We start from the raw sequence: 21,363 nt of genomic DNA, 5'->3' as shown, positions 1-21,363 counted from the left end.
ATAAGGCGCCGGCGCCGCCATCCGGCAGACGCTACCAACGTGTAAAATTACCCTTCGTTTTCCGCCAGCTCGCGCAGATACTGGAAGATCTGACGCGCTGATTTCGGCGGTTTGTTGCCTTCTTTCTCTTTCTTCGCATTGCGGATCAATGAACGAAGCTGTTGACGATCGGCGTGCGGCCACAGGGTCAGTACTTCGGCTACCGCGTCATCGCCTTCGACGATCAGACGATCGCGCAGATGCTCAAGCTTGTGAAACAGCACCACCTGCTGATTATGGCGGTTTTTCAGCTTGTCCAGCGCCTGGCGAATAGGTTCAACGTCGCGTTGGCGCAGCATTTTTCCGATAAGCTGCAACTGGCGGCGGCGTCCTTCCATTTTGATACGCTGGGCCAGTTCAATGGCGTCGCGCAGATCGGCGTCCAGCGGGATCTTATCCAGCGCGTTTTTCCCCAGATCCACCAGTTCCGCGCCCAGGCGTTTTAATTCCTCGGCATCGCGTTTAATTTCACTTTTACTGACCCAGATAATTTCATCGTCTTCGTCTTCGATGTCATCACCGGGAACGTCGTCGAGCCAGTCTTCGGGCTGCTTTGTCATGTCAGGCTCCTTAAAAAAAGAGGCTAATGTTACCAGTTAAGATGCGCACTGAAAAACGGTTCTCTGTTAGACTTCAGAGAAACTCTCTCTACATTATGGCATTTGCAATGAAAGTAATCTCACAAGTTGAAGCGCAGCGTAAGATTCTGGAAGAAGCAGTTTCGACAGCGCTGGAGTTAGCCTCAGGCAAATCGGATGGGGCGGAAGTCGCCGTCAGCAAGACCACCGGCATTAGCGTCAGCACCCGTTATGGTGAAGTAGAGAATGTCGAATTTAATAGCGACGGCGCGCTGGGCATTACGGTGTATCACCAGAACCGCAAAGGCAGCGCCTCTTCGACGGATTTAAGCCCGCAGGCGATTGCCCGTACCGTGCAGGCCGCGCTGGATATCGCGCGTTACACGTCGCCGGACCCGTGCGCAGGCGTGGCGGACAAAGAACTGCTGGCGTTTGACGCGCCGGATCTGGACTTGTTCCACCCGGCAGAGGTTACACCAGACGAAGCCATTGAACTGGCCGCGCGTGCGGAACAGGCTTCTCTAAAGGCGGATAAACGCATCACCAATACCGAAGGCGGGAGCTTTAACAGCCATTACGGCATTAAAGTGTTCGGCAACAGCCACGGCATGTTGCAGGGATATTGCTCCACGCGCCATTCGCTCTCAAGCTGCGTCATCGCCGAAGAGAACGGCGATATGGAGCGTGATTACGCTTACACCATCGGTCGGGCAATGGCGGATCTGCAAGCGCCGGAATGGGTCGGGGCCGAGTGCGCGCGCCGCACCTTATCCCGCCTGTCGCCGCGCAAGCTCTCCACCATGAAAGCGCCGGTCATCTTCGCCAATGAAGTGGCGACAGGGCTATTTGGTCATCTGGTCGGGGCGATTGCCGGCGGCGCGGTATACCGTAAATCCACTTTTCTGCTCGACTCGCTGGGCAAACAAATTCTGCCGGAATGGTTAACCATCGAAGAACACCCGCATCTGCTAAAAGGGCTGGCGTCTTCGCCGTTCGACAGCGAAGGCGTGCGTACGGAGCGCCGGGACATTGTGAAGGATGGCGTACTGACGCAATGGTTGCTGACCAACTATTCCGCCCGCAAACTGGGGCTGAAAAGTACCGGTCATGCCGGCGGCATTCATAACTGGCGTATCGCCGGGCAGGGGCTGAACTTTGAGCAGTTGCTAAAAGAGATGGGCACCGGCCTGGTGGTGACGGAACTGATGGGCCAGGGCGTCAGCGGTATTACCGGCGACTACTCCCGCGGCGCTGCGGGATTCTGGGTTGAAAATGGTGAAATCCAGTACCCGGTAAGTGAAATTACCATTGCCGGTAATTTAAAAGAGATGTGGCGTAATATTGTCACCGTAGGTGATGATATTGAAACGCGCAGTAATATACAGTGCGGTTCGGTATTGTTACCGGAGATGAAAATCGCCGGACAATAATACCCGTCATACTTCAGGCTGCAGGCGCGTTGGCTGCCTGCAACCCGAATTATTCAGGGTATTACACTTATCGTTAATAATAAAAAAGGAAGTGAGCAATGCGTAAAAGCCTGTTAGCTATTCTTGCTGTGTCATCGCTGGTATTCGGTTCGGCTGTTTTTGCTGCCGATCTTGAAGATAATATGGATATTCTCAATGATAACCTGAAAGTTGTTGAGAAAACGGATAGTGCCCCTGAACTGAAAGCGGCATTAACCAAAATGCGCGCGGCCGCGCTGGATGCTCAAAAAGCTACGCCGCCAAAGCTGGAAGATAAAGCGCCGGATAGCCCAGAAATGAAGGATTTTCGTCACGGTTTTGACATTCTGGTCGGCCAAATTGATGGCGCGCTGAAGCTGGCGAACGAAGGTAACGTTAAAGAAGCGAAAGCGGCGGCGGAAGCGCTAAAAACCACCCGCAATACGTATCATAAGAAGTATCGTTAATTTTTGTGGGATGGCGGCTTCGCTTTATCCGCAGGTCGCCATCCGGCAAAATGTAATACCCATCACACTTTCTCGCTTTATACGACAACGTCATTGTTTGTTTCTGCCACGCTATTTCCTCTTTATGCCGCGATAGATCTCACACTTTCCCGGCGATAATTCATTAATGCCGCCTTTTCTGTGGCGCAGATCACCTATCCCACTCGCGTTTCCACTTCGAGGTGGAAAATAACTCGCTACAAACTTTTAACCCTTACCGCTAGTTTTATCTCATTGCCATTAACGGGGTGAGACGCGTGGATAACGGAGCAGTAAAACACGATGCCGGTGAGCGAATTAACGAACTGGCTGAACAGGTGTTAACGCAGGTGGATGGCCTGCTGGGGCGGCATCACATTGTCCCCAATGCGGTACAGACGCAAATGCTGACCTCGCACGTTCGCGCGATGGCGCACCGGTCAATTACCGGCGAGCCTTTACCGGAAGTTGATGCCAGCTTGTTTGATGAAATCTCAGCCGAATCAATGGCGCTCGCCCGCGAAATCGTGGCGGCGTTTGGCAACCTTCCTGACGAAGAGGCCTGGCTATTATCGGTACATTTTGAAGTCGCGAAAGACAACCTCTAAGGAGCAAAAAATGGAACAGATTACCGTCGTGATTGGCGATCGCCTGGGTAAAGGCCAGAAAGTGGCGGCAGGCGTGGAAAAAGCGGGCGGTCGCGCGGTCGTCGTACCGGGCGTCGCGGCAGACATGAAGCTGGGCGATGTGATGAAAGCGGAAAACGCCACCTTCGGCATTTCATTTTGCGGCAGCGGCGGCGCGGGCGCTATCACCGCGCAAAACAAGCATGGCTACAAAGCCAAATATGGAATGCGGTCAGTGGATGAAGGCGTCACCGCTATCAATGAAGGCTGCAACGTGTTGGGTTTCAGCTTTATGGATAAAGAAGAGCTCGGCGAGCGCCTGGTGCAGGCGTGGCAAAAGAAATACGGCGCCTGATGATGAAAGAGCAATTCACCACCACGGTGAGAGTAAAAGGCAAGGGCGACGCCAAAGCACGCGCCTTTGCCGATGCGCTGAACCATGTTCAGTCGGCGGTGATGAGAGAGTCGCCGTATATCTTACTGCGTATTGAGCCACAGGATGTGCGGATTGTTCAGGCGCATGAGTCGGTGCGTAAAGAGGCCTTTCTGTTTTTCTTTTTGCGCCGGGAACGACGCACTTACAGCGTGGAGCTGGATGTGACCGTCAACGTGACCGCCATCAATCTCGACAGGGTGGATTTCGTCGCGAAACGCTGATTTTTATTAAAAAGGCATAGTTATGTTCCTGATAATACTAATTAAATCGCTCATTATCGGCGCGCTGGTCGGCGTAGGGGTGGGCGCTGGGGCTGCACGCATGTTTCACGCGCCAACCACGCAGGGGATGGGCGCGTTCCGTACGTTGGGCGAACTGAACCCTTGTGAAGGCGACCCGGCATCTCACTTCTCCTTTGGGCTGGGTTTCTTCTTTAACGCCTGGGCCTCGTCTGTGGCGGCCGGATCGTTCACCCAGGATGTCGATCACCGCATCATCCCTAACTGGGGCGCGGCGGCGCTAATGATCAAAAACCGTAACGTCGGCGAGACGCTGCACGACCCGAAAAAAATGGCGATCGCCTGCGCCGTCATCGGCATGATAGTCGTGACGTTCCTTAACCTGACCGCCTCATCCGTGCCAGAAGCGCTACAGGTAACGGCGGTTAAGGTGCTGGTACCGGCGGCAAACCTGCTGGTCAACATCGTCATGCCTGTGATCTTCTGGTTAGCGGCGATCGACGCTGGTAAAAAATCGGGCTTCTGGGCCACCGTTTTCGGCGGCGCGGCGCAGCTCATCATGGGGAACGCTGTACCGGGGCTGGTACTGGGTATTTTGATCGGTAAAGGCCTAGAAGAGAGCGGCTGGAACCATGTCACCAAAGTGATGATGGTCGCCATCGTTTTGCTGTTTGTGTTGAGCGGCTTCTTCCGCGGCTTCGACATGAAAATGATCGAGTCTTTCAACATGACGGTACCGAACTGGCTTGAACTGATCCACAACTCGCTCAGCGGCAAATAACGGAGGCCACAATGGAAGAGAATAAAGGTTTTTGGTATGCCGACTGGTCGTTCCCGATCTTTGTTGGCCTGCTCTCCTCCGGCGTTTTCGCCGGGACGCATATGTACTATCTGTACGGTATCGGCGCATTTAACGAAGTCGCTTTTGTGGCGATGTTGAAAGCGGGGATGGATACCGGCGTCTACGGCGCGGTCGCCGCTTTCGGCGCCAGCTTTTTATTTGCCCGCATTATCGAAGGTTCGCTGGTCGGGATTCTGGATATCGGCGGGGCAATTCAGACTGGCGTGGGCTTAGGGGTTCCGGCGTTACTGCTGGGGGCTGGCTTTGTCTTCCCGGTGGCGAACTTTATCGCTTCGCTGATAACCGGTCTGGTGATTGGCCTGGCGATTGGCTACATCATTATTCTGGCGCGTAAGTTCACCATCAATCAGAGCGACTCCACGTACGGGGCGGACGTCATGATGGGGGCCGGTAACACTTCAGGCCGTTTTCTGGGGCCGTTGATTATCCTCAGCGCCATGACGGCATCGATTCCCATTGGTCTGGGCTCTCTGGTGGGCGCGCTGCTGTTTTATATCTGGCAGAAGCCGATTACCGGCGGCGCGATTTTAGGCGCGATGATCCTCGGTTCCATCTTCCCGATTGCGATTAGCTAACTGTTGATTTGTAGGCCGGATAAGGCGGTTGCGCCGCCATCCGGCAAAGGAGAGAACGATGTTTGATTTACTCCTGCGCCATGCGCGTCTGGTCGATGACACGCTGACTAATATTGCCCTGCAAGATGGCAAAATCGCGGCGTTGGGTGACGTTGATGGTCCGGCGCTGAAAACCATTGACCTGCGCGGCGAGTGTTACGTTAGTGCGGGTTGGATTGATTCTCACGTTCACTGCTACCCGACATCACCGATTTATCACGACGAACCGGACATCGTGGGTATTGCCACTGGCGTTACCACAGTGGTGGATGCAGGCAGCACTGGCGCAGACGACATTGATGATTTCTATGCTCTGACGCGTCAGGCGACCACCGACGTTTATGCGCTGCTGAATGTTTCACGCGTTGGGCTTATTGCCCAAAACGAGCTGGCTAACATGGCCAATATTGACGCCGATGCGGTCCGGCAGGCGGTAAAACGCCACCCGGATTTTATCGTCGGCCTCAAGGCGCGGATGAGCAGCAGCGTGGTAGGCGTTAACGGCATCACGCCGCTGGAACGCGCTAAAGCCATGCAGCAAGAAAACGGCAACCTGCCACTGATGGTACATATTGGCAATAACCCACCGGATCTGGACGAAATCGCGGAGCGTCTGACGGCGGGCGATATCATTACCCACTGTTACAACGGTAAGCCGAACCGTATCCTGACGCCGGAAGGCGAGCTGAGCGCCTCGGTGACACGAGCGCTGGCGCGCGGCGTGCGTCTGGACGTCGGGCATGGCACCGCCAGCCTGAGCTTTGCGGTGGCGAAACGCGCCATTAGCCTGGGGATTTTACCGCATACCATCAGTTCCGATATCTACTGCCGTAACCGCATCAATGGCCCGGTGCATTCGCTGGCTAATGTGATGTCGAAATTCCTCGCCATCGGCATGTCGCTGCAGCAGGTCATTGCGTGCGTGACGGCCAATGCCGCCGATAGCCTGAATCTGAAAACCAAAGGTCGCCTTCAGCCTGGTCTGGATGCCGACCTGACCCTCTTTACGCTTAAACGCCAGCCCACCGTGTTGGTAGACGCGGAAAACGACAGCTTACAGGCTGAAGAATTGCTGACGCCGCTTGCCGCGATACGCGCAGGCAAGGGCTATATGACCGAACAAGGGAGCGCGGAACATGCCTTCGATTTTTGAGAAGTATCAATTAAAACAGGTGATTAACGCCTCCGGACGTATGACGGCGCTCGGTGTCTCTACGCCGCGCCCGGAAGTGATAGACGCGGCGATGGCCGGAATGAATCAGTATTTCGAGATGAAAGATCTGGTGAATAAAACCGGTGAGTACATTGCGAAATTGTTGGAGGTGGAAGGGGCGACGGTAGTCTCCTGCGCCAGTGCGGGTCTTGCCCAGTCGGTTGCCGCGGTACTGGTTCAGGACAGCGACTGGCTGCTGGAAAACCTGCACGTTACACCGATTGAAAATAACGAAATCGTCCTGCCAAAGGGCCACAACGTCAACTTTGGCGCGCCGGTGGGAAAGATGGTGGCGCTGGGCGGCGGCAAACTGGTGGAAGCCGGTTACGCCAACGAATGTTCCGCCGCGCAGTTGGCGGCGGCCATTACGCCGCGCACGGCGGCTATTCTCTATATCAAATCTCACCACTGCGTACAGAAAAGTATGCTCAGCGTGGAGCAGGCTGCGGTGGTGGCGCGCACGCATAATCTCCCGCTGATTGTGGACGCGGCGGCGGAGGAAGATTTGCAGTGCTACTACCGCGTGGGCGCAGATCTCGTTATCTATAGCGGCGCGAAAGCGATTGAAGGGCCGACCAGCGGGCTGGTGATTGGCAAAACGCAGTATGTTGAGTGGGTAAAACGTCAGTCAGCGGGCATTGGCCGGGCGATGAAGGTCGGCAAAGAGGGAATTGTTGGCCTGACCTGCGCCATTGAATTGTACCTGCGGGCGCAAAAAGAGAGCGGCGCGGAGATGGTAGAAAAAATGGCGCCCTTTATCGACACGTTGAACACGTTTAACGGCGTCAGCGCCCGCGTGGTGTGGGACAGCGCCGGACGCGACATCGCGCGCACGGAAATTAAGTTTGATGAAGCCGTTACCGGCATCGCCACTGGCGACCTGGTCGACGCGCTGAAGCAAGGGGAATACGCGATTTACTTTCGCGGATACAAAGCCAACGAAGGGATTATTGAAGCGGATGTCCGCAGCGTCGATCGCGCGCAGTTAGCGATTGTGGCGCGTCGTATTGGCGAGGTGATTAATCAGGAGAAAAAAGCATGAAACTGACCCCTAACTTTTACCGCGATCGCGTTTGCCTGAACGTACTGGCCGGTTCGAAAGATAACGCCCGGGAAATCTACGCGGCGGCGGAAGGTCATGTGCTGGTTGGCGTGCTCTCCAAAAACTATCCGGATGTGGCAAGCGCAGTCGCGGATATGCGTGAATATGCGGCGCTTATCGACAATGCGCTCTCCGTCGGACTGGGGGCAGGCGATCCTAACCAGTCGGCGATGGTGAGCGAAATCTCGCGTCAGGTACAGCCGCAGCATGTCAACCAGGTGTTTACCGGCGTAGGGGCCAGCCGGGCGCTGCTGGGGCAAAACGAGACGGTGGTGAACGGTCTTGTCTCGCCGACCGGCACGCCGGGGCTGGTGACGATCTCTACCGGCCCGCTAAGCCACCGCGCGCCGGAGGGCATCGTACCCATAGAAACGGCGATTGCGCTGCTCAAAGATATGGGCGGCAGCTCCGTTAAATACTTTCCGATGGGAGGACTCACCTGTCGCGACGAGTATAAAGCGGTGGCTGACGCCTGCGCCCGCCATGATTTCTGGCTGGAACCGACGGGCGGCATCGATCTGGAAAACTTCGCCGAGATTCTGCACATCGCCCTTGATGCAGGTGTAAGCAAAATCATTCCTCACATTTATAGTTCGATTATTGATAAGGTGAGCGGCAACACCCGTGCGGACGATGTGCGTCAGTTACTCGCTATCGTCCGGTCGCGTGTCGGCTAATCATGAGGAGAGAGACGTGCGATTCCCCAACCAACGTTTAGCGCAGCTATTTGCGATGCTGCAAAACGAGACGCTGCCGCAGGACGAACTGGCGCAGCGGTTGTCGGTCTCCACGCGTACCGTTCGGGCGGATATCGCCGCGCTGAACATGTTGCTGACGCCGCATGGCGCGCAATTTACTCTCAGCCGCGGCAACGGGTATCAGCTCAAAATTGATGATCCGGCACGTTATCAATCCCTGCAAACGCAGCAATCTCCCGCCCTGGCGCGCGGTCCGCGCACCAGCCAGGAGCGGATACACTATTTGCTGGCGCGTTTTTTAACCTCCGCCTTCTCGCTGAAGCTGGAGGATTTAGCAGATGAATGGTTTGTCAGCCGTGCGACGTTGCAGAACGATATGGCGGACGTGCGCGAGCATTTGCTGCGTTATCATCTGACGCTGGAAACGCGTCCGCGTCATGGCATGAAATTGTTTGGCGGAGAGATGGCGATTCGCGCCTGTCTGACCGACCTTTTATGGACGCTGGCGCAGCAGGAGTCCTCCCATCCGTTAATTGTTAGTACCACGCTGAACACCGAGGTGTCTCAACGGCTGCAGTCTCTTTTGCCGGATATTTTCTCTCATTGTCAAATCCGCCTGACCGATGAGAGCGAGCTGTTTCTGCGTTTATACTGCGCGGTGGCGGTACGGCGTATTCGCGAGGGGTATCCGTTATCGGAATGCGTGGCAGAGGAGGTCGATGAAAAGGTGCGCCATGCGGCGCATGAGATTGCGGAGCTACTACAACAGCTGGCCGACAAGCCGCTGTCGGAGCCGGAAGTAAGCTGGCTGAAGGTGCATATTGCCGCCCGCCAGGTACAGGAAATTGCCCCCAGCGCCATTAATGCCGATGATGAAGAGGCGCTGGTGCGCTATATCCTCAATTTTATTAATACCCAGTACAACTATAACCTGTTGAATGATAAACAGCTCCACGCGGACTTGCTGACCCACATCAAAACGATGATCACCCGCGTGCGCTACCAGATCATGATCCCCAACCCACTACTGGAAAATATTAAGCAGCACTATCCGATGGCGTGGGATATGACGTTGGCGGCGATATCGAGTTGGGGAAAATACACGCCGTATACCATTAGCGAAAACGAAATCGGTTTTCTGGTGCTGCATATTGGCGTTGGGCTGGAACGTAGTTACAACATTGGCTACCAGCGGCAGCCGCAGGTACTGCTGGTGTGCGATGCTGGTAATGCGATGGTGCGGATGATTGAAGCGGTACTGGCGCGGAAATACCCGCAGATTGAGATTGCCCGCACTCTGACACTACGCGACTATGAGGCGCGGGACAGTATTGTGGAGGATTTTGTGATTTCCACGGCGCGGATCGGCGAAAAAGATAAACCGGTTATCATGATCGCCCCCTTTCCTACCGACTATCAATTGGAGCAGATCGGTAAGCTGGTGCTGGTGGACAGAACCCGTCCGTGGATGCTGGATAAATATTTCGATGCCTCGCATTTTCGCATCGTGGAGGGGGAAATAGATCAACAGACGCTGTTTAAAACGCTGTGCGATCAGTTGCACGAGGAAGGCTTTGTTGATGCGGCGTTTCTCGATTCGGTTATTGAACGTGAAGCTATCGTCAGTACGTTATTAGGCGACGGGATTGCCTTGCCGCACGCGCTGGGGCTGCTGGCGAAGAAAACGGTGGTTTATACGGTGCTCGCGCCGCAGGGGATTGCCTGGGGTGACGAAACGGCGCACGTTATTTTTTTACTCGCCATCAGCAAAAGTGAATATGAAGAGGCGATGGCCATCTACGATATTTTCGTCACTTTCCTGCGCGAACGCGCCATGACGCGCCATGACGCGCCATGACGCGCCTCTGCGCATGTCAGAATTTTACGCAATTTAAAACGGTCGCAATGGAGTGCGTGAGTCGTTTTTGAGAGGCGTTATCCAGAATTCGATGTAATGCGAATGTAATGCTAAACTGCATTACACATTCGATTTTACTGGAGGCATAATGGCCACGCTGAACGTCCGTCTGGATGACAAACTCAAAAATGAGGCTTATGCCGTGCTGGAAAAACTGAACATTACTCCAACGGAAGCCGTGCGATTACTGTTCCAGTACGTCGCGGAAACGGGGCGCATGCCAGTGAAAACTGTCACTCTTAGCGACAGTGAAGATGCATTGATTCAGACAGTTCGGGAGAGGCTGTCTAGTCCGCAAAAGGGAATCAAGGTTAGTCTGGATGACTTATGAACTGGAATTCGACCCGAGGGCCTTAAAAGAGTGGCATAAGCTGGGCGATACGGTGAAGGCTCAGCTTAAGAAAAAGTTGGCTGATGTGCTATTGAACCCCAGAATCGACTCTGCCCGTTTAAACGGTCTTCCTGACTGCTATAAAATTAAGCTTAAATCGTCCGGTTATCGTCTGGTGTACCAGGTTCGGGATGACGTTGTGATTGTGTTTGTTGTCGCGGTCGGCAAGCGAGAACATTCAGCCGTCTATCACGATGCAAACAAACGGCTTTAGCGATCAACGCAAATGATGCACTACCTGGTTGCTGCTACCGCGCCAGATAAGCGCCGGGTCTTTCAGATCCTGCACAAATTTGCCATCGACCAGCACGTTGATGAGATCGACTACCTGCATTTGCGCGGCGTTGAGTTCATCGAGCTTGTAGCCGGTCCACACCCAGATATCTTTCCCCGGGCACTCTGCGCGGATGCGTTGTACCAGTGCCAGGATATCCGGTACGTTTTGCGGATGCAGCGGATCGCCGCCCGACAGCGAGATCCCCTGACGGTGAATGCGCGTGTCGTTCAGATCGGCAATGATCTTATCTTCCATCTCTTTGGTAAACGGCTGGCCGGAATTGAGCCGCCAGGTGCTTTTGTTGTAGCAGCCAGGGCATTCATGCACGCACCCTGACACAAACAGGGTGCAGCGGGTGCCGGGGCCGTTAACGATGTCTACGGGGTAGTATTGGTGAAAGTTCATGTTTCCTCGTTGCATTTGGCGCTGTAGCGGCGTTGGCCGCTCTCACTTACCCAGGTCACTTACTTATGTAAGCTCCCTGGGATTCGTTCGTTTGCCGCCTTGCTACAACACCAACTGCTTAGAGGAAACTCATGAAATTGGAACTATAGCCAGCGGTTGTAGGCCGGATAAGGTGTTTACACCGCCATCCGGCATTTACGCATTGCAAACGGAGGATTAACCGATCTGCCCATTGCCTAAATGCTTCACGCGGCGCTTCACTTCTTCCTGCTTACCGGCGTTAAACGGACGCGCGTCCGGGCTGCCTAAATAACCGCACACGCGGCGGGTGACCGAGACGCGCGCGGCGTCGTGGTTGCCGCATTTCGGGCAGGTGAAACCTTTACTGGTACATTCGAACTCGCCGGTAAAGCCGCACTCGTAGCATTCATCGATCGGCGTGTTGGTGCCGTAATACGGTACATGCTGATAGCTGTAATCCCAGACATCTTCCAGCGCTTTCAGGTTGTGCTGAATGTTCGGGTATTCGCCGTAGCAAATGAAACCCCCGTTCGCCAGCGGCGGATACGGCGCTTCGAAATCGATTTTGTCGTACGGGTTGACCTTCTTCTCCACGTCGAGGTGGAAGCTGTTGGTGTAGTAACCTTTATCGGTTACGCCCGGCACCACGCCGAACTCGGCGGTATCCAGACGGCAGAAGCGGTCACAGAGGTTTTCACTTGGCGTGCTGTACAGGCTAAAGCCGTAGCCGGTCTCGTCTTTCCACTGATCCACGGCCTGGCGCAGACGCTCCACAATCGCGATGCCTTTAGCGCGAAGTTGCTCGCTGTCGTACAGGTGTTCGCCGCCGAACAGCGCGTTAATGGTTTCATGGATACCAATGTAGCCCAGAGAGATGGACGCACGACCATTTTTAAAGATTTCAGACACGTCGTCGTCCGCTTTCAGCCGCACGCCGCAGGCGCCTTCCATATACAGGATAGGCGCGACGCGGGCTTTCACGCCTTCAAGGCGGGCGATACGGGTCATCAGCGCCTTCCGCGCCAGCGCCAGACGTTCATCCAGCAGTTTCCAGAATGCGGTTTCGTCGCCTTTTGCTTCCAGCGCGATGCGCGGCAGGTTAAGGCTAATCACGCCCAGGTTGTTACGCCCGTCGTGGATCTGTTCGCCGTTTTCGTTCTCCCACACGCCGAGGAAGCTGCGGCAGCCCATTGGCGTTTTGAACGAACCGGTGACTTTGACCACCTGATCGTAGTTGAGAATGTCCGGATACATGCGCTTGCTCGCGCACTCCAGCGCCAGTTGTTTAATGTCGTAGTTCGGATCGCCAAACTTGTGGTTCAAACCGTCGCGGATAGCGAAGACCAGTTTCGGGAACACGGCGGTTTTGCGATTTTTACCCAGACCGGCGATACGGTTACGCAAAATAGACGCCTGGATCAGACGCGACTCCCAACTGGTGCCGAGGCCAAAACCAAAGGTCACGAAAGGCGTCTGGCCGTTAGCGGTGTGCAGCGTGTTAACTTCGTATTCCAGCGACTGGAAGGCGTCGTAGCACTCTTTTTCGGTGCGAGAACGCGCATATCCTTCGGCATCAGGAATCTGCCACTCATCGGCGGTTTTGCGGTGCTTGTTATAGCTTTCGGTGACAAACGGCGCCAGCACTTCGTCGATACGGTTAATGGTGGTGCCGCCATAAATATGGCTGGCGACCTGCGCGATAATCTGCGCGGTAACGGCAGTGGCGGTAGAGATAGATTTTGGCGGTTCGATCTCGGCGTTACCCATCTTAAAGCCTTGGGTCAACATGCCTTTCAGGTCGATCAACATACAGTTGAACATCGGGAAGAACGGCGAATAGTCGAGATCGTGATAGTGGATATCGCCGCGCTCATGCGCTTGTACTACGTCACGCGGCAACAGGTGCTGGCGGGCATAGTGTTTGGCGACAATCCCGGCCAGCAAATCGCGCTGGGTGGGAATGACTTTACTGTCTTTGTTGGCGTTTTCATTGAGCAACGCGGAGTTAGTTTGCTCTACCAGGCCGCGAATTTCCTGGTTCAGACGACCACGCTTTTCACGCTGAATGTCGCGATCGTGACGGTATTCGATGTAGGCGCGGGCAAGCTGTTTGTACGGGCCGGACATCAGTTGGTTTTCAACCGCAGTTTGGATCTCGTTAATATCCACCTGACTGCGTGCGTTCATTTGGCTGCTAACGACTTCTGCGATGGTGGCACAGTAATCTGCGTCATCGACTCCCGCTGCTTTAGCTGCACGTAGAATGGCTTCCTTAATGCGCTCTGATTTGAATGGCACTTTACAGCCATCTCGTTTCATCACATGCGGTGTCATGATCACTCCATATTTGTAAGAACAGGTTATCCACAGAGGCCGGGGAAGCCATAACAGGTTTATTCATCTCTTTTCCAACGACTTCCCGCAATCCTGACCCAGGTTATCCACAATTCACCTTGTGTCGAGTGAACGGATGTTGTAGCAATTGTAGTCAATTAATACAACATATTGGGTCGGCGTGCATTTTAAAGTCTATATGTAGTGATTTGCATCAAGGATGTTTGCAATTTTATTGATGTAGAACAAGGTAAAAATCAGAGCGTACAGATGGCGGGCGCTGTAGCGTTTGTAAAAGATAGCAAGAAAAATCTGATTAATTATTCAACAAAAACAGACAGTAACCTGGAGCAACGCCACAGCCCGTGTCAATAGGTTTGTGGCGTTTATCCGTATAAGGACGTCGCGTTAGCGTTGTAACCACCAGATGGCTTCAAATGGGCGGAGCGTCATCGCGGCTGGCTGGCGACCTCGCCATAATTATGCAGTAGCGCCTGCCACTGTCCTTTGATATGCGGTGGATGCCACTCCTGACACTGGTTACTCAGATTAGCGACAACCAGCAGGATTTGCCCCTGCCACTGGCGGCGATAACACCATACTGATGGGCTATCCGGGAGGAGATCCTGATAATCGCCCCAGATCAGTACAGGCTGGGTTTTACCTAGCGCAATCAGCTTTTGATAGGTGTAAAACACCGAGTTTTTATCGCGTAATGCCGCCGCGACATTAACCTCCGTATAGTTATCGCACAGGCTTATCCACGGCTCGCCCTGGGTGAAACCGGCGTTTTTACCGTTGTCCCACTGCATCGGCGTGCGGCTGTTGTCGCGGGATTTACTGGCCAGGATAGCCAGTAGTTCGTCGGGGTCGCGTCCGGCGGCGCGTAGCGCGGCAAACATGTTATGGCTTTCCACGTCGCGATAATCGGTGATGCGGGTAAAGTGTGGGTTGGTCATGCCGATTTCTTCGCCCTGATAGATATAAGGCGTCCCTTGCATACCGTGCAGCGCCATCGCCAGCATTTTCGCGGCTGGAACCCGGTATTCACCCTCGTCGCCAAAGCGGGAAACGATGCGCGGCTGATCGTGATTACACCAGAATAACGCGTTCCAGGCGACGTTATGCATCCCCTGTTGCCAGTGGCGGAACAACGCTTTCAGCGCCACATAATCAGGTTTTGCCAGCGTCCACTTTTCGCCATTGGGGTAATCCACCTTCAGATGATGAAAATTGAAGGTCATCGAGAGTTCGTCGCCGCTAAGCGCGGCATATTGCTGGCAGTTTTCCAGCGTGGTAGAGGACATTTCGCCTACCGTCATCAGATTACGCGGCGTAAAAACGTCACGGTTCATTTCGCGTAAAAACGTATGCGCGCGCGGTCCGTCGGTATAAAAGCGGCGTCCGTCGCCCGTCGGATCGTCAGGAAAATCCTGATCTTTGGCGATCAGGTTCACCACGTCCAGACGCAGGCCATCCACGCCGCGATCGGCCCAGAATTCGCAGACCTTTTTCAGCTCGGCGCGCACGGCGGGATTTTCCCAGTTCAGGTCGGACTGTTCAGGCGCGAAAAGGTGTAAATAATATTGTTCGCTCTGGCTATGCCAGCGCCAGGCGCTGCCGCCAAATTTGGATTGCCAGTTATTCGGGCAGACATCCGGCGTGCCATCGCGCCAGATATAAAACTGACGGTATGGACCCTCTTTGTTCAGCGCTTCGCGAAACCAGGCGTGCTGGGTAGAAGTATGGTTAAACACCATATCCAGGATGATACGAATACCGCGTGCTTTCGCCTGCGCGACCAGCTCGTCAAAATCATCCAGCGTGCCGTAGGTCGGGTCGATAGCCGTATAATTTGCGACGTCATAACCGTTATCCACCTGCGGCGAGATATAAAACGGCGTGAGCCAGATGGCATCTACGCCGAGTCGCTGTAGATAGTCAAGGCGCTGCGTGACGCCGCGTAAATCGCCAGTGCCGCTGCCGGTCGTGTCCTGAAAACTTTTCGGGTAGATCTGATAAATAACGCCGTTTTGCCACCAGAGGGGAATAGTCATTGTTGTTTCCTGCAAGTGCGTTGGGACGCAACTGCGCCCCGAAGAAGTATTAGACAATTTGTAATGTGCCCTGACGATGCTTACGCTGATAGATAAAGGTGGTCAGGATCACCGGGATCACGATCGCGATAACCATCGCCATGCCGTACACCTGCCAGTAGCGCGGCGGTATAGACAGGATGCCCGGCAGGCCGCCCACGCCGATACCGTTGGCGATGACGCCGTTCAGACCGCAGAGCAGTCCCGCCAGACCAGATCCGATCATCGCGCACAGCATCGGAAAACGATACTTCAGGTTGATACCGTACATCGCCGGTTCAGTTACCCCAAGGTAAGCGGAAATGGCGGCAGGAACGGAGATCTCGCGTTCATTGTGTTTACGGCTGGAGATGATGATGCCCACCACGGCGGAGGCCTGCGCGATATTCGACAGCGCAATCAGCGGCCAGACTGGCGTACCGCCCATGCTCTGGATCATCTGCATATCGATAGCGAGCGTTGTCTGGTGGACGCCGGTAATGACCAACGGGGCATACAGGAAGCCGAACAGCGCTGCGCCTATCGGGGCGAAACTGCCGGTCATCAGATAACGTACCGCAAAGGCCACGCCGTCGCCGATCATACGACCAAAGGGGCCAATAAAGGCGTGGGCGAGAAAGACGGCCAGTATCAACGAACACACCGGGACGACGACCAGGTAGAGATAATCCGGCACGATGCGTTTCAACCGCGTTTCAATAAATCCAAGCGCCAGTCCTGTCAGTAGCGCCGGGATAACCTGCGCCTGGTAGCCTATTTTCTCAATACTAAATACGCCGAAGTTCCAGACGTCCGGCGTTTGCTGGCCCAGCAGATACGCATTCATCAACTGCGGCGACACCAGCGTCACGCCGAGCACGATACCAAGAATCGGCGTGCCGCCCATTTTTTTCACCGCCGACCAGCAGATCCCCACCGGCACATCGCCGATCACGTTACGAAAGCCTAAGATCAAACCGCCGCTGATCAACGCCGGTAGTAGCGGAAAGAAGATCTCCGCAAAGTGGGAAATTAACTGCTCATGCCACTTCATGTTCTGGCGAGCGGCTTTTTTGGCCTGCTCTTTATCGGCATATGCTTTGCCGGTGGTCTCCAGCAGCGCGTTATAGTAATCGCCGACTTCGGTGCCGATCACCACCTGAAACTGCCCGGCGTTGGTGAAACAGCCTTTAACCATCGGTAATTGTTCGATCTCTTTTGGCCTGGCGTTCGCGGGCTGGTGGAGCACAAAGCGCAGGCGAGTAATGCAGTGGCTCACCGTGGCGATGTTGTCGCGCCCGCCGACCAGGTCAATCAGCCGGTCGATATCGGCTTGTTTTACTTTGCTCATCGTAAAGCCTCATGGCAGAGGAGGTATGTTATGGGTTGGCGCAAGAGTATCTCTTCAACGTTGGTTTAAAAATGGGAACGTTCCCGAAACACAGCGACGATCACAAATTACTCGTGGTATTCCGTTTAATCAGTCACTCAGGCGAGGGTAGAAGGAATGACGATCCGGCGCGGCTCGCAGCGGCCATTGATCTGTTCGATCAGCTGCGAAGCCGCCTGTCGTCCGGCTTCAGCATAGCCAGGATCGACAGTGACGATCTCCGGGTGCAGGAATTTTATCAGCGGCGTATTCCCGACGCTTGCCAGTTGCAGCGTCTCAATACGTTGCTCCTGTAAATACTTACTGGCGCCCAACGCCAGCGTATCGGTGGCGCAGACTAACGCGGTGGTATCCGGCATGATGACGCTTGCCGTATGCTCATAGCCCTGCTTCATGGCAAGACCGGGCAGGGCGGCGACGGGATGAAGTTTATGTTTTTTGCAAAACGCCAGGTATGCGTCATGCCGACGTTTGCCGGGGGTAATATCGCTATGGGGAACGCCCAGAAAGCTAATGTTGCGGTGTCCCTGCTCATACAGCCGCTGCATAAGGATATGAATCGCGCCCTCGTCGTCGTAACAGACGGAGGCAAAACCTTGCGCATCTCTTGCCAGCAGCACCAGCGAGGCTTTCCAGGGGGCGATCAACTCTTCTGTGATGCCGGTAAAGCCAAACAGCACCACGCCATCAATGTTACGTCGTCTGAGTATGCCCAGATGTTCCATTACCAGCGTCGGCGAGAACTGACTTTCCATCATAATAGGGTCGTAGCCCTGTTCGTAAAACGCAGGCAGCATGGTCTGAACCGCGAGGTTTTCAGACAACGAATCAAGGCGAGTGACGATAATAGCGACCACTTTATCGCTTTGTCCTCGCATCGCGCGGGCGGAGCGGGACGGAGAGAAACCGTGTTGATTCATCACCGCTTCGACACGCTCGCGGGTACGTTCGCTTACGCCGCTTTCATTGTTAAGCACGCGGGAAACGGTTGATTTCCCTACGCCGCTCAGGCGGGCGATGTCTTTGATAGTGAGCCGGTTTTGCATCCTGTTTTCCCGTGGCGTGACGCTGATGGTGATAAAAAGAGTAACTTTACTCAAGCGAAGGGCAATGGGCAAAGTCTGGTTTATCGTTGGTTTAATTACGTAACGGTATGATACCGCCATAATTGCCACAAAACTTATGGATTTATGCGTATAATCCGCGGCGCAAATTATTTACTTACCGGAGGCGACATGGACCCTGAACCCACCCCTCTCCCGCGATGGAGAATTTTCCTTTTCCGGTAAGCCTGCCTCTGCTGTCTTACCGGTGTGTAAGACAGTGACACAATAACGTCCCTGTTTTTATTTAAACATTGCTCATCGGGCAAGGCTTTGCCGTGCCTGAAGAATTTTCTGCGCCTGACTTCGGCGCGGAGGGATTACCTATGCTAAAAACCATTACCCGCCAGCTTTTTGCCCGGCTTAATCGCCATTTGCCTTATCGTCTGGTTCACCGCGATCCGCTGCCCGGCGCGCAGACCGCGGTAAATGCGACTATCCCGCCTTCGCTGAGCGAGCGCTGTCTGAAAGTCGCGGCAATGGAGCAGGAAACTCTCTGGCGCGTTTTTGATACGCACCCGGAGGGATTAAACGCCGCCGAGGTGACGCGCGCGCGTGAAAAGCATGGCGAAAACCGCCTTCCGGCACAGAAACCCGCGCCGTGGTGGGTGCATCTGTGGGTATGTTATCGCAATCCTTTCAACATCTTACTCACGATTCTTGGCGGCATTTCTTATGCCACGGAGGATCTGTTTGCCGCAGGCGTTATCGCCCTGATGGTCGGTATCTCAACGTTGCTGAATTTTGTGCAGGAAGCACGCTCGACGAAAGCGGCGGACGCGCTAAAAGCGATGGTGAGCAATACCGCTACCGTACTGCGGGTTATTAATGAAAATGGCGAAAACGCCTGGCTGGAATTACCCATCGATCAACTGGTGCCCGGCGATATTATTAAGCTGGCGGCGGGGGATATGATCCCGGCGGATTTACGGATTATCCAGGCGCGCGATCTGTTTGTCGCCCAGGCGTCGCTGACCGGCGAATCTCTGCCAGTCGAGAAAGTCGCCGCGACGCGTGAGCCCCGGCAAAATAACCCGCTTGAGTGCGACACGCTGTGCTTTATGGGGACGAACGTCGTGAGCGGAACGGCGCAGGCCGTGGTGATGGCGACCGGCGCCGACACCTGGTTTGGTCAATTGGCGGGGCGCGTGTCGGAACAAGATAACGAGCAGAACGCTTTCCAGAAAGGAATTAGCCGCGTCAGTATGTTGCTGATCCGCTTTATGCTGGTCATGGCGCCGGTAGTACTGATTATTAATGGTTACACGAAAGGTGACTGGTGGGAAGCGGCGCTATTTGCGCTCTCGGTCGCGGTAGGGCTCACCCCGGAAATGTTGCCGATGATCGTCACCTCCACCCTCGCGCGCGGGGCGGTGAAGCTCTCGAAACAGAAAGTTATCGTGAAGCACCTTGATGCGATTCAGAACTTCGGCGCGATGGATATTCTGTGCACCGATAAAACCGGCACACTGACGCAGGATAAAATTGTGCTGGAGAATCATACGGATATCTCTAGTAAGCCCAGCGAGCATGTACTGCATTGCGCCTGGCTGAACAGCCATTATCAGACCGGTCTAAAAAATTTACTGGATACGGCAGTCCTGGAGGGAGTAGACGAAACCGCCGCGCGTCAGCTCTCCGGACGCTGGCAGAAAATCGATGAGATTCCGTTTGATTTTGAGCGTCGCCGGATGTCGGTGGTGGTGGCCGAAGATTCGAGCGTGCATCAACTGGTCTGCAAAGGCGCGTTACAGGAGATCCTGAACGTGTGTACTCAGGTGCGCCACAACGGCGATATTGTGCCGCTGGACGACAATATGCTGCGCCGGGTGAAACGCGTTACCGACACGCTGAACCGTCAGGGGCTACGCGTGGTCGCCGTCGCGACCAAATACTTGCCTGCACGTGAGGGCGATTACCAGCGTATCGATGAATCTGACCTGATCCTGGAAGGGTATATTGCTTTTCTCGATCCGCCGAAAGAGACCACCGCGCCGGCGCTGAAAGCGCTGAAGGCGAGCGGAATTACGGTGAAAATTCTCACCGGCGACAGCGAGCTGGTAGCGGCGAAAGTTTGCCATGAGGTTGGGCTGGATGCGGGCGATGTCGTTATTGGCAGTGATATTGAGGGGTTAAGCGACGACGCGCTGGCGGCGCTGGCCGCCCGTACGACGTTGTTTGCGCGTCTGACGCCGATGCATAAAGAGCGCATCGTCACTTTGCTCAAACGCGAGGGGCATGTGGTCGGTTTTATGGGCGACGGGATTAATGATGCCCCGGCGTTGCGGGCGGCGGATATTGGTATCTCGGTAGATGGCGCGGTGGACATCGCCCGTGAAGCCGCCGATATTATTCTGCTGGAAAAGAGCCTGATGGTGCTGGAAGAAGGCGTCATTGAAGGTCGTCGTACTTTTTCTAATATGTTGAAATATATCAAGATGACGGCCAGCTCAAATTTCGGTAACGTGTTTAGCGTGCTGGTAGCGAGCGCCTTTTTGCCGTTCCTGCCAATGCTGCCGCTGCACTTGCTGATTCAAAACCTACTGTACGATGTATCCCAGGTGGCGATTCCGTTTGATAATGTCGATGAAGAACAAATTCAAAAGCCGCAGCGCTGGAATCCGGCGGATTTGGGGCGCTTTATGGTCTTTTTCGGTCCGATCAGCTCGATTTTCGACATTTTGACCTTTTGTCTGATGTGGTGGGTATTTCATGCGAATACGCCAGAAACGCAAACTTTGTTCCAGTCCGGCTGGTTTGTGGTGGGATTACTGTCGCAAACGCTGATTGTGCATATGATCCGTACCCGCCGTCTGCCGTTTATTCAAAGTCGCGCCGCCTGGCCGCTGATGGCGATGACATTGTTGGTGATGGTGGTGGGAGTCTCGTTGCCGTTTTCGCCGCTGGCGTCTTACCTGCAGTTGCAGGCGCTGCCGTTAAGCTATTTCCCGTGGCTGATTGCCATTCTGGCGGGATATATGACGTTAACCCAGTTGGTGAAAGGGTTTTACAGCAGACGTTATGGCTGGCAGTAAGCGTCGAAGTATTGTGAATCGGCCTGGATGGCATATCAGGCCGAATAAGCGATAGCGCCATCCGGCCACTATCT

General features: G+C 54.6%; 19 protein-coding genes and 2 pseudogenes. 15 read left to right on the top strand and 6 right to left on the bottom strand.

The window, feature by feature from the left end; genetic code table 11:
- Positions 1–47: 47 nt before the first annotated feature.
- Positions 48–599, bottom strand: a complete 552-nt coding sequence (gene yjgA / locus ACLJRU_RS17200; protein ID WP_000166287.1) for a ribosome biogenesis factor YjgA — start codon at positions 597–599, stop codon at positions 48–50.
- A 95-nt stretch (positions 600–694) separates the two neighbouring features.
- Here yjgA and pmbA point away from each other — a divergent pair, with 95 nt between their 5' ends.
- The 13 genes and pseudogenes from pmbA to ACLJRU_RS17135 all read left to right on the top strand — a co-directional run bounded on the left by pmbA (position 695) and on the right by ACLJRU_RS17135 (position 10,863).
- Positions 695–2,047 (top strand): metalloprotease PmbA, encoded by a 1,353-nt coding sequence (gene pmbA / locus ACLJRU_RS17195; protein WP_000852994.1) that lies wholly within the window; start codon positions 695–697, stop codon positions 2,045–2,047.
- A gap of 98 nt (positions 2,048–2,145) precedes the next feature.
- Complete coding sequence (gene cybC / locus ACLJRU_RS17190; protein WP_001232231.1) at positions 2,146–2,532, top strand: cytochrome b562; 387 nt, start codon at positions 2,146–2,148, stop codon at positions 2,530–2,532.
- Between the two features lie 287 nt (positions 2,533–2,819).
- Entirely contained in the window at positions 2,820–3,158 is a 339-nt protein-coding gene (locus ACLJRU_RS17185) for a glycine dehydrogenase (RefSeq protein ID WP_001255103.1), read from the top strand.
- 10 nt (positions 3,159–3,168) lie between these two features.
- Positions 3,169–3,531 carry an SFCGS family glycine-rich protein gene (locus ACLJRU_RS17180; protein ID WP_001541395.1) on the top strand — a complete coding sequence of 121 codons (363 nt, stop codon included), beginning with the start codon at positions 3,169–3,171 and terminating at the stop codon, positions 3,529–3,531.
- Positions 3,531–3,833 carry a DUF4312 family protein gene (locus tag ACLJRU_RS17175; RefSeq protein ID WP_000975187.1) on the top strand — a complete coding sequence of 101 codons (303 nt, stop codon included), beginning with the start codon at positions 3,531–3,533 and terminating at the stop codon, positions 3,831–3,833. Before ACLJRU_RS17180 ends, ACLJRU_RS17175 begins: the two co-directional genes overlap by 1 nt.
- Before the next feature lie 22 nt (positions 3,834–3,855).
- Positions 3,856–4,632, top strand: coding sequence for a DUF4311 domain-containing protein (locus ACLJRU_RS17170; protein ID WP_023235486.1), 777 nt, complete (start codon positions 3,856–3,858; stop codon positions 4,630–4,632).
- Positions 4,633–4,643: 11 nt separating this feature from the next.
- Positions 4,644–5,288 (top strand): DUF4310 family protein, encoded by a 645-nt coding sequence (locus ACLJRU_RS17165; RefSeq protein ID WP_000392127.1) that lies wholly within the window; start codon positions 4,644–4,646, stop codon positions 5,286–5,288.
- A gap of 58 nt (positions 5,289–5,346) precedes the next feature.
- Positions 5,347–6,480, top strand: coding sequence for an amidohydrolase/deacetylase family metallohydrolase (locus tag ACLJRU_RS17160; RefSeq protein WP_000459940.1), 1,134 nt, complete (start codon positions 5,347–5,349; stop codon positions 6,478–6,480).
- On the top strand, positions 6,464–7,582 hold the full coding sequence (locus ACLJRU_RS17155; protein WP_038394077.1) for a DgaE family pyridoxal phosphate-dependent ammonia lyase: 1,119 nt from the start codon (positions 6,464–6,466) through the stop codon (positions 7,580–7,582). Before ACLJRU_RS17160 ends, ACLJRU_RS17155 begins: the two co-directional genes overlap by 17 nt.
- Positions 7,579–8,319 (top strand): 2-dehydro-3-deoxy-phosphogluconate aldolase, encoded by a 741-nt coding sequence (gene dagF, locus ACLJRU_RS17150; protein ID WP_000779257.1) that lies wholly within the window; start codon positions 7,579–7,581, stop codon positions 8,317–8,319. Before ACLJRU_RS17155 ends, dagF begins: the two co-directional genes overlap by 4 nt.
- 16 nt (positions 8,320–8,335) lie before the next feature.
- Positions 8,336–10,269: pseudogene (locus ACLJRU_RS17145) on the top strand (BglG family transcription antiterminator).
- A gap of 77 nt (positions 10,270–10,346) precedes the next feature.
- Positions 10,347–10,589, top strand: coding sequence for a type II toxin-antitoxin system RelB/DinJ family antitoxin (locus ACLJRU_RS17140; RefSeq protein ID WP_000212724.1), 243 nt, complete (start codon positions 10,347–10,349; stop codon positions 10,587–10,589).
- A complete protein-coding gene (locus tag ACLJRU_RS17135; protein ID WP_000220578.1) occupies positions 10,579–10,863 on the top strand; it encodes a type II toxin-antitoxin system RelE family toxin in 285 nt (94 codons plus the stop codon). The genes ACLJRU_RS17140 and ACLJRU_RS17135 overlap by 11 nt, the downstream gene beginning before the upstream one ends.
- A 3-nt stretch (positions 10,864–10,866) precedes the next feature.
- On the opposite strand, the gene nrdG is transcribed toward ACLJRU_RS17135, so the two are convergent.
- From nrdG to treR, 5 genes and pseudogenes are all read right to left on the bottom strand, one after another.
- Positions 10,867–11,331, bottom strand: coding sequence for an anaerobic ribonucleoside-triphosphate reductase-activating protein (gene nrdG / locus ACLJRU_RS17130; protein ID WP_001009177.1), 465 nt, complete (start codon positions 11,329–11,331; stop codon positions 10,867–10,869).
- 216 nt (positions 11,332–11,547) lie between these two features.
- Positions 11,548–13,686: an anaerobic ribonucleoside-triphosphate reductase gene (nrdD, locus tag ACLJRU_RS17125; protein WP_001541406.1), complete on the bottom strand. Its 2,139-nt coding sequence runs from the start codon at positions 13,684–13,686 to the stop codon at positions 11,548–11,550.
- Between the two features lie 408 nt (positions 13,687–14,094).
- Positions 14,095–15,743, bottom strand: a pseudogene (treC, locus tag ACLJRU_RS17120) (alpha,alpha-phosphotrehalase).
- A gap of 49 nt (positions 15,744–15,792) precedes the next feature.
- Complete coding sequence (gene treB / locus ACLJRU_RS17115) at positions 15,793–17,112, bottom strand: PTS trehalose transporter subunit IIBC (RefSeq protein ID WP_001541408.1); 1,320 nt, start codon at positions 17,110–17,112, stop codon at positions 15,793–15,795.
- Between the two features lie 137 nt (positions 17,113–17,249).
- The gene (gene treR / locus ACLJRU_RS17110) at positions 17,250–18,197 is read right to left on the bottom strand and encodes a trehalose operon repressor TreR (protein WP_023235488.1); all 948 of its coding nucleotides are present in this window, start codon (positions 18,195–18,197) and stop codon (positions 17,250–17,252) included.
- 144 nt (positions 18,198–18,341) lie between these two features.
- Between treR and mgtL the strand changes: the two genes are divergently transcribed.
- Both mgtL and mgtA read left to right on the top strand, forming a co-directional pair.
- Positions 18,342–18,440: a mgtA regulatory leader peptide MgtL gene (mgtL, locus tag ACLJRU_RS17105; RefSeq protein ID WP_105789234.1), complete on the top strand. Its 99-nt coding sequence runs from the start codon at positions 18,342–18,344 to the stop codon at positions 18,438–18,440.
- 140 nt (positions 18,441–18,580) lie between these two features.
- Positions 18,581–21,289 (top strand): magnesium-translocating P-type ATPase, encoded by a 2,709-nt coding sequence (gene mgtA / locus ACLJRU_RS17100; protein WP_023235489.1) that lies wholly within the window; start codon positions 18,581–18,583, stop codon positions 21,287–21,289.
- Positions 21,290–21,363: the final 74 nt, after the last annotated feature.

It is taken from the genome of Salmonella sp. SAL00653, assembly GCF_046552515.1.
GTDB classification, from domain to species: Bacteria; Pseudomonadota; Gammaproteobacteria; order Enterobacterales; family Enterobacteriaceae; genus Salmonella; species Salmonella enterica.
Note: the sequence above shows the minus strand (reverse complement) of the source record. Positions and strands in the feature narration are given on the sequence as shown.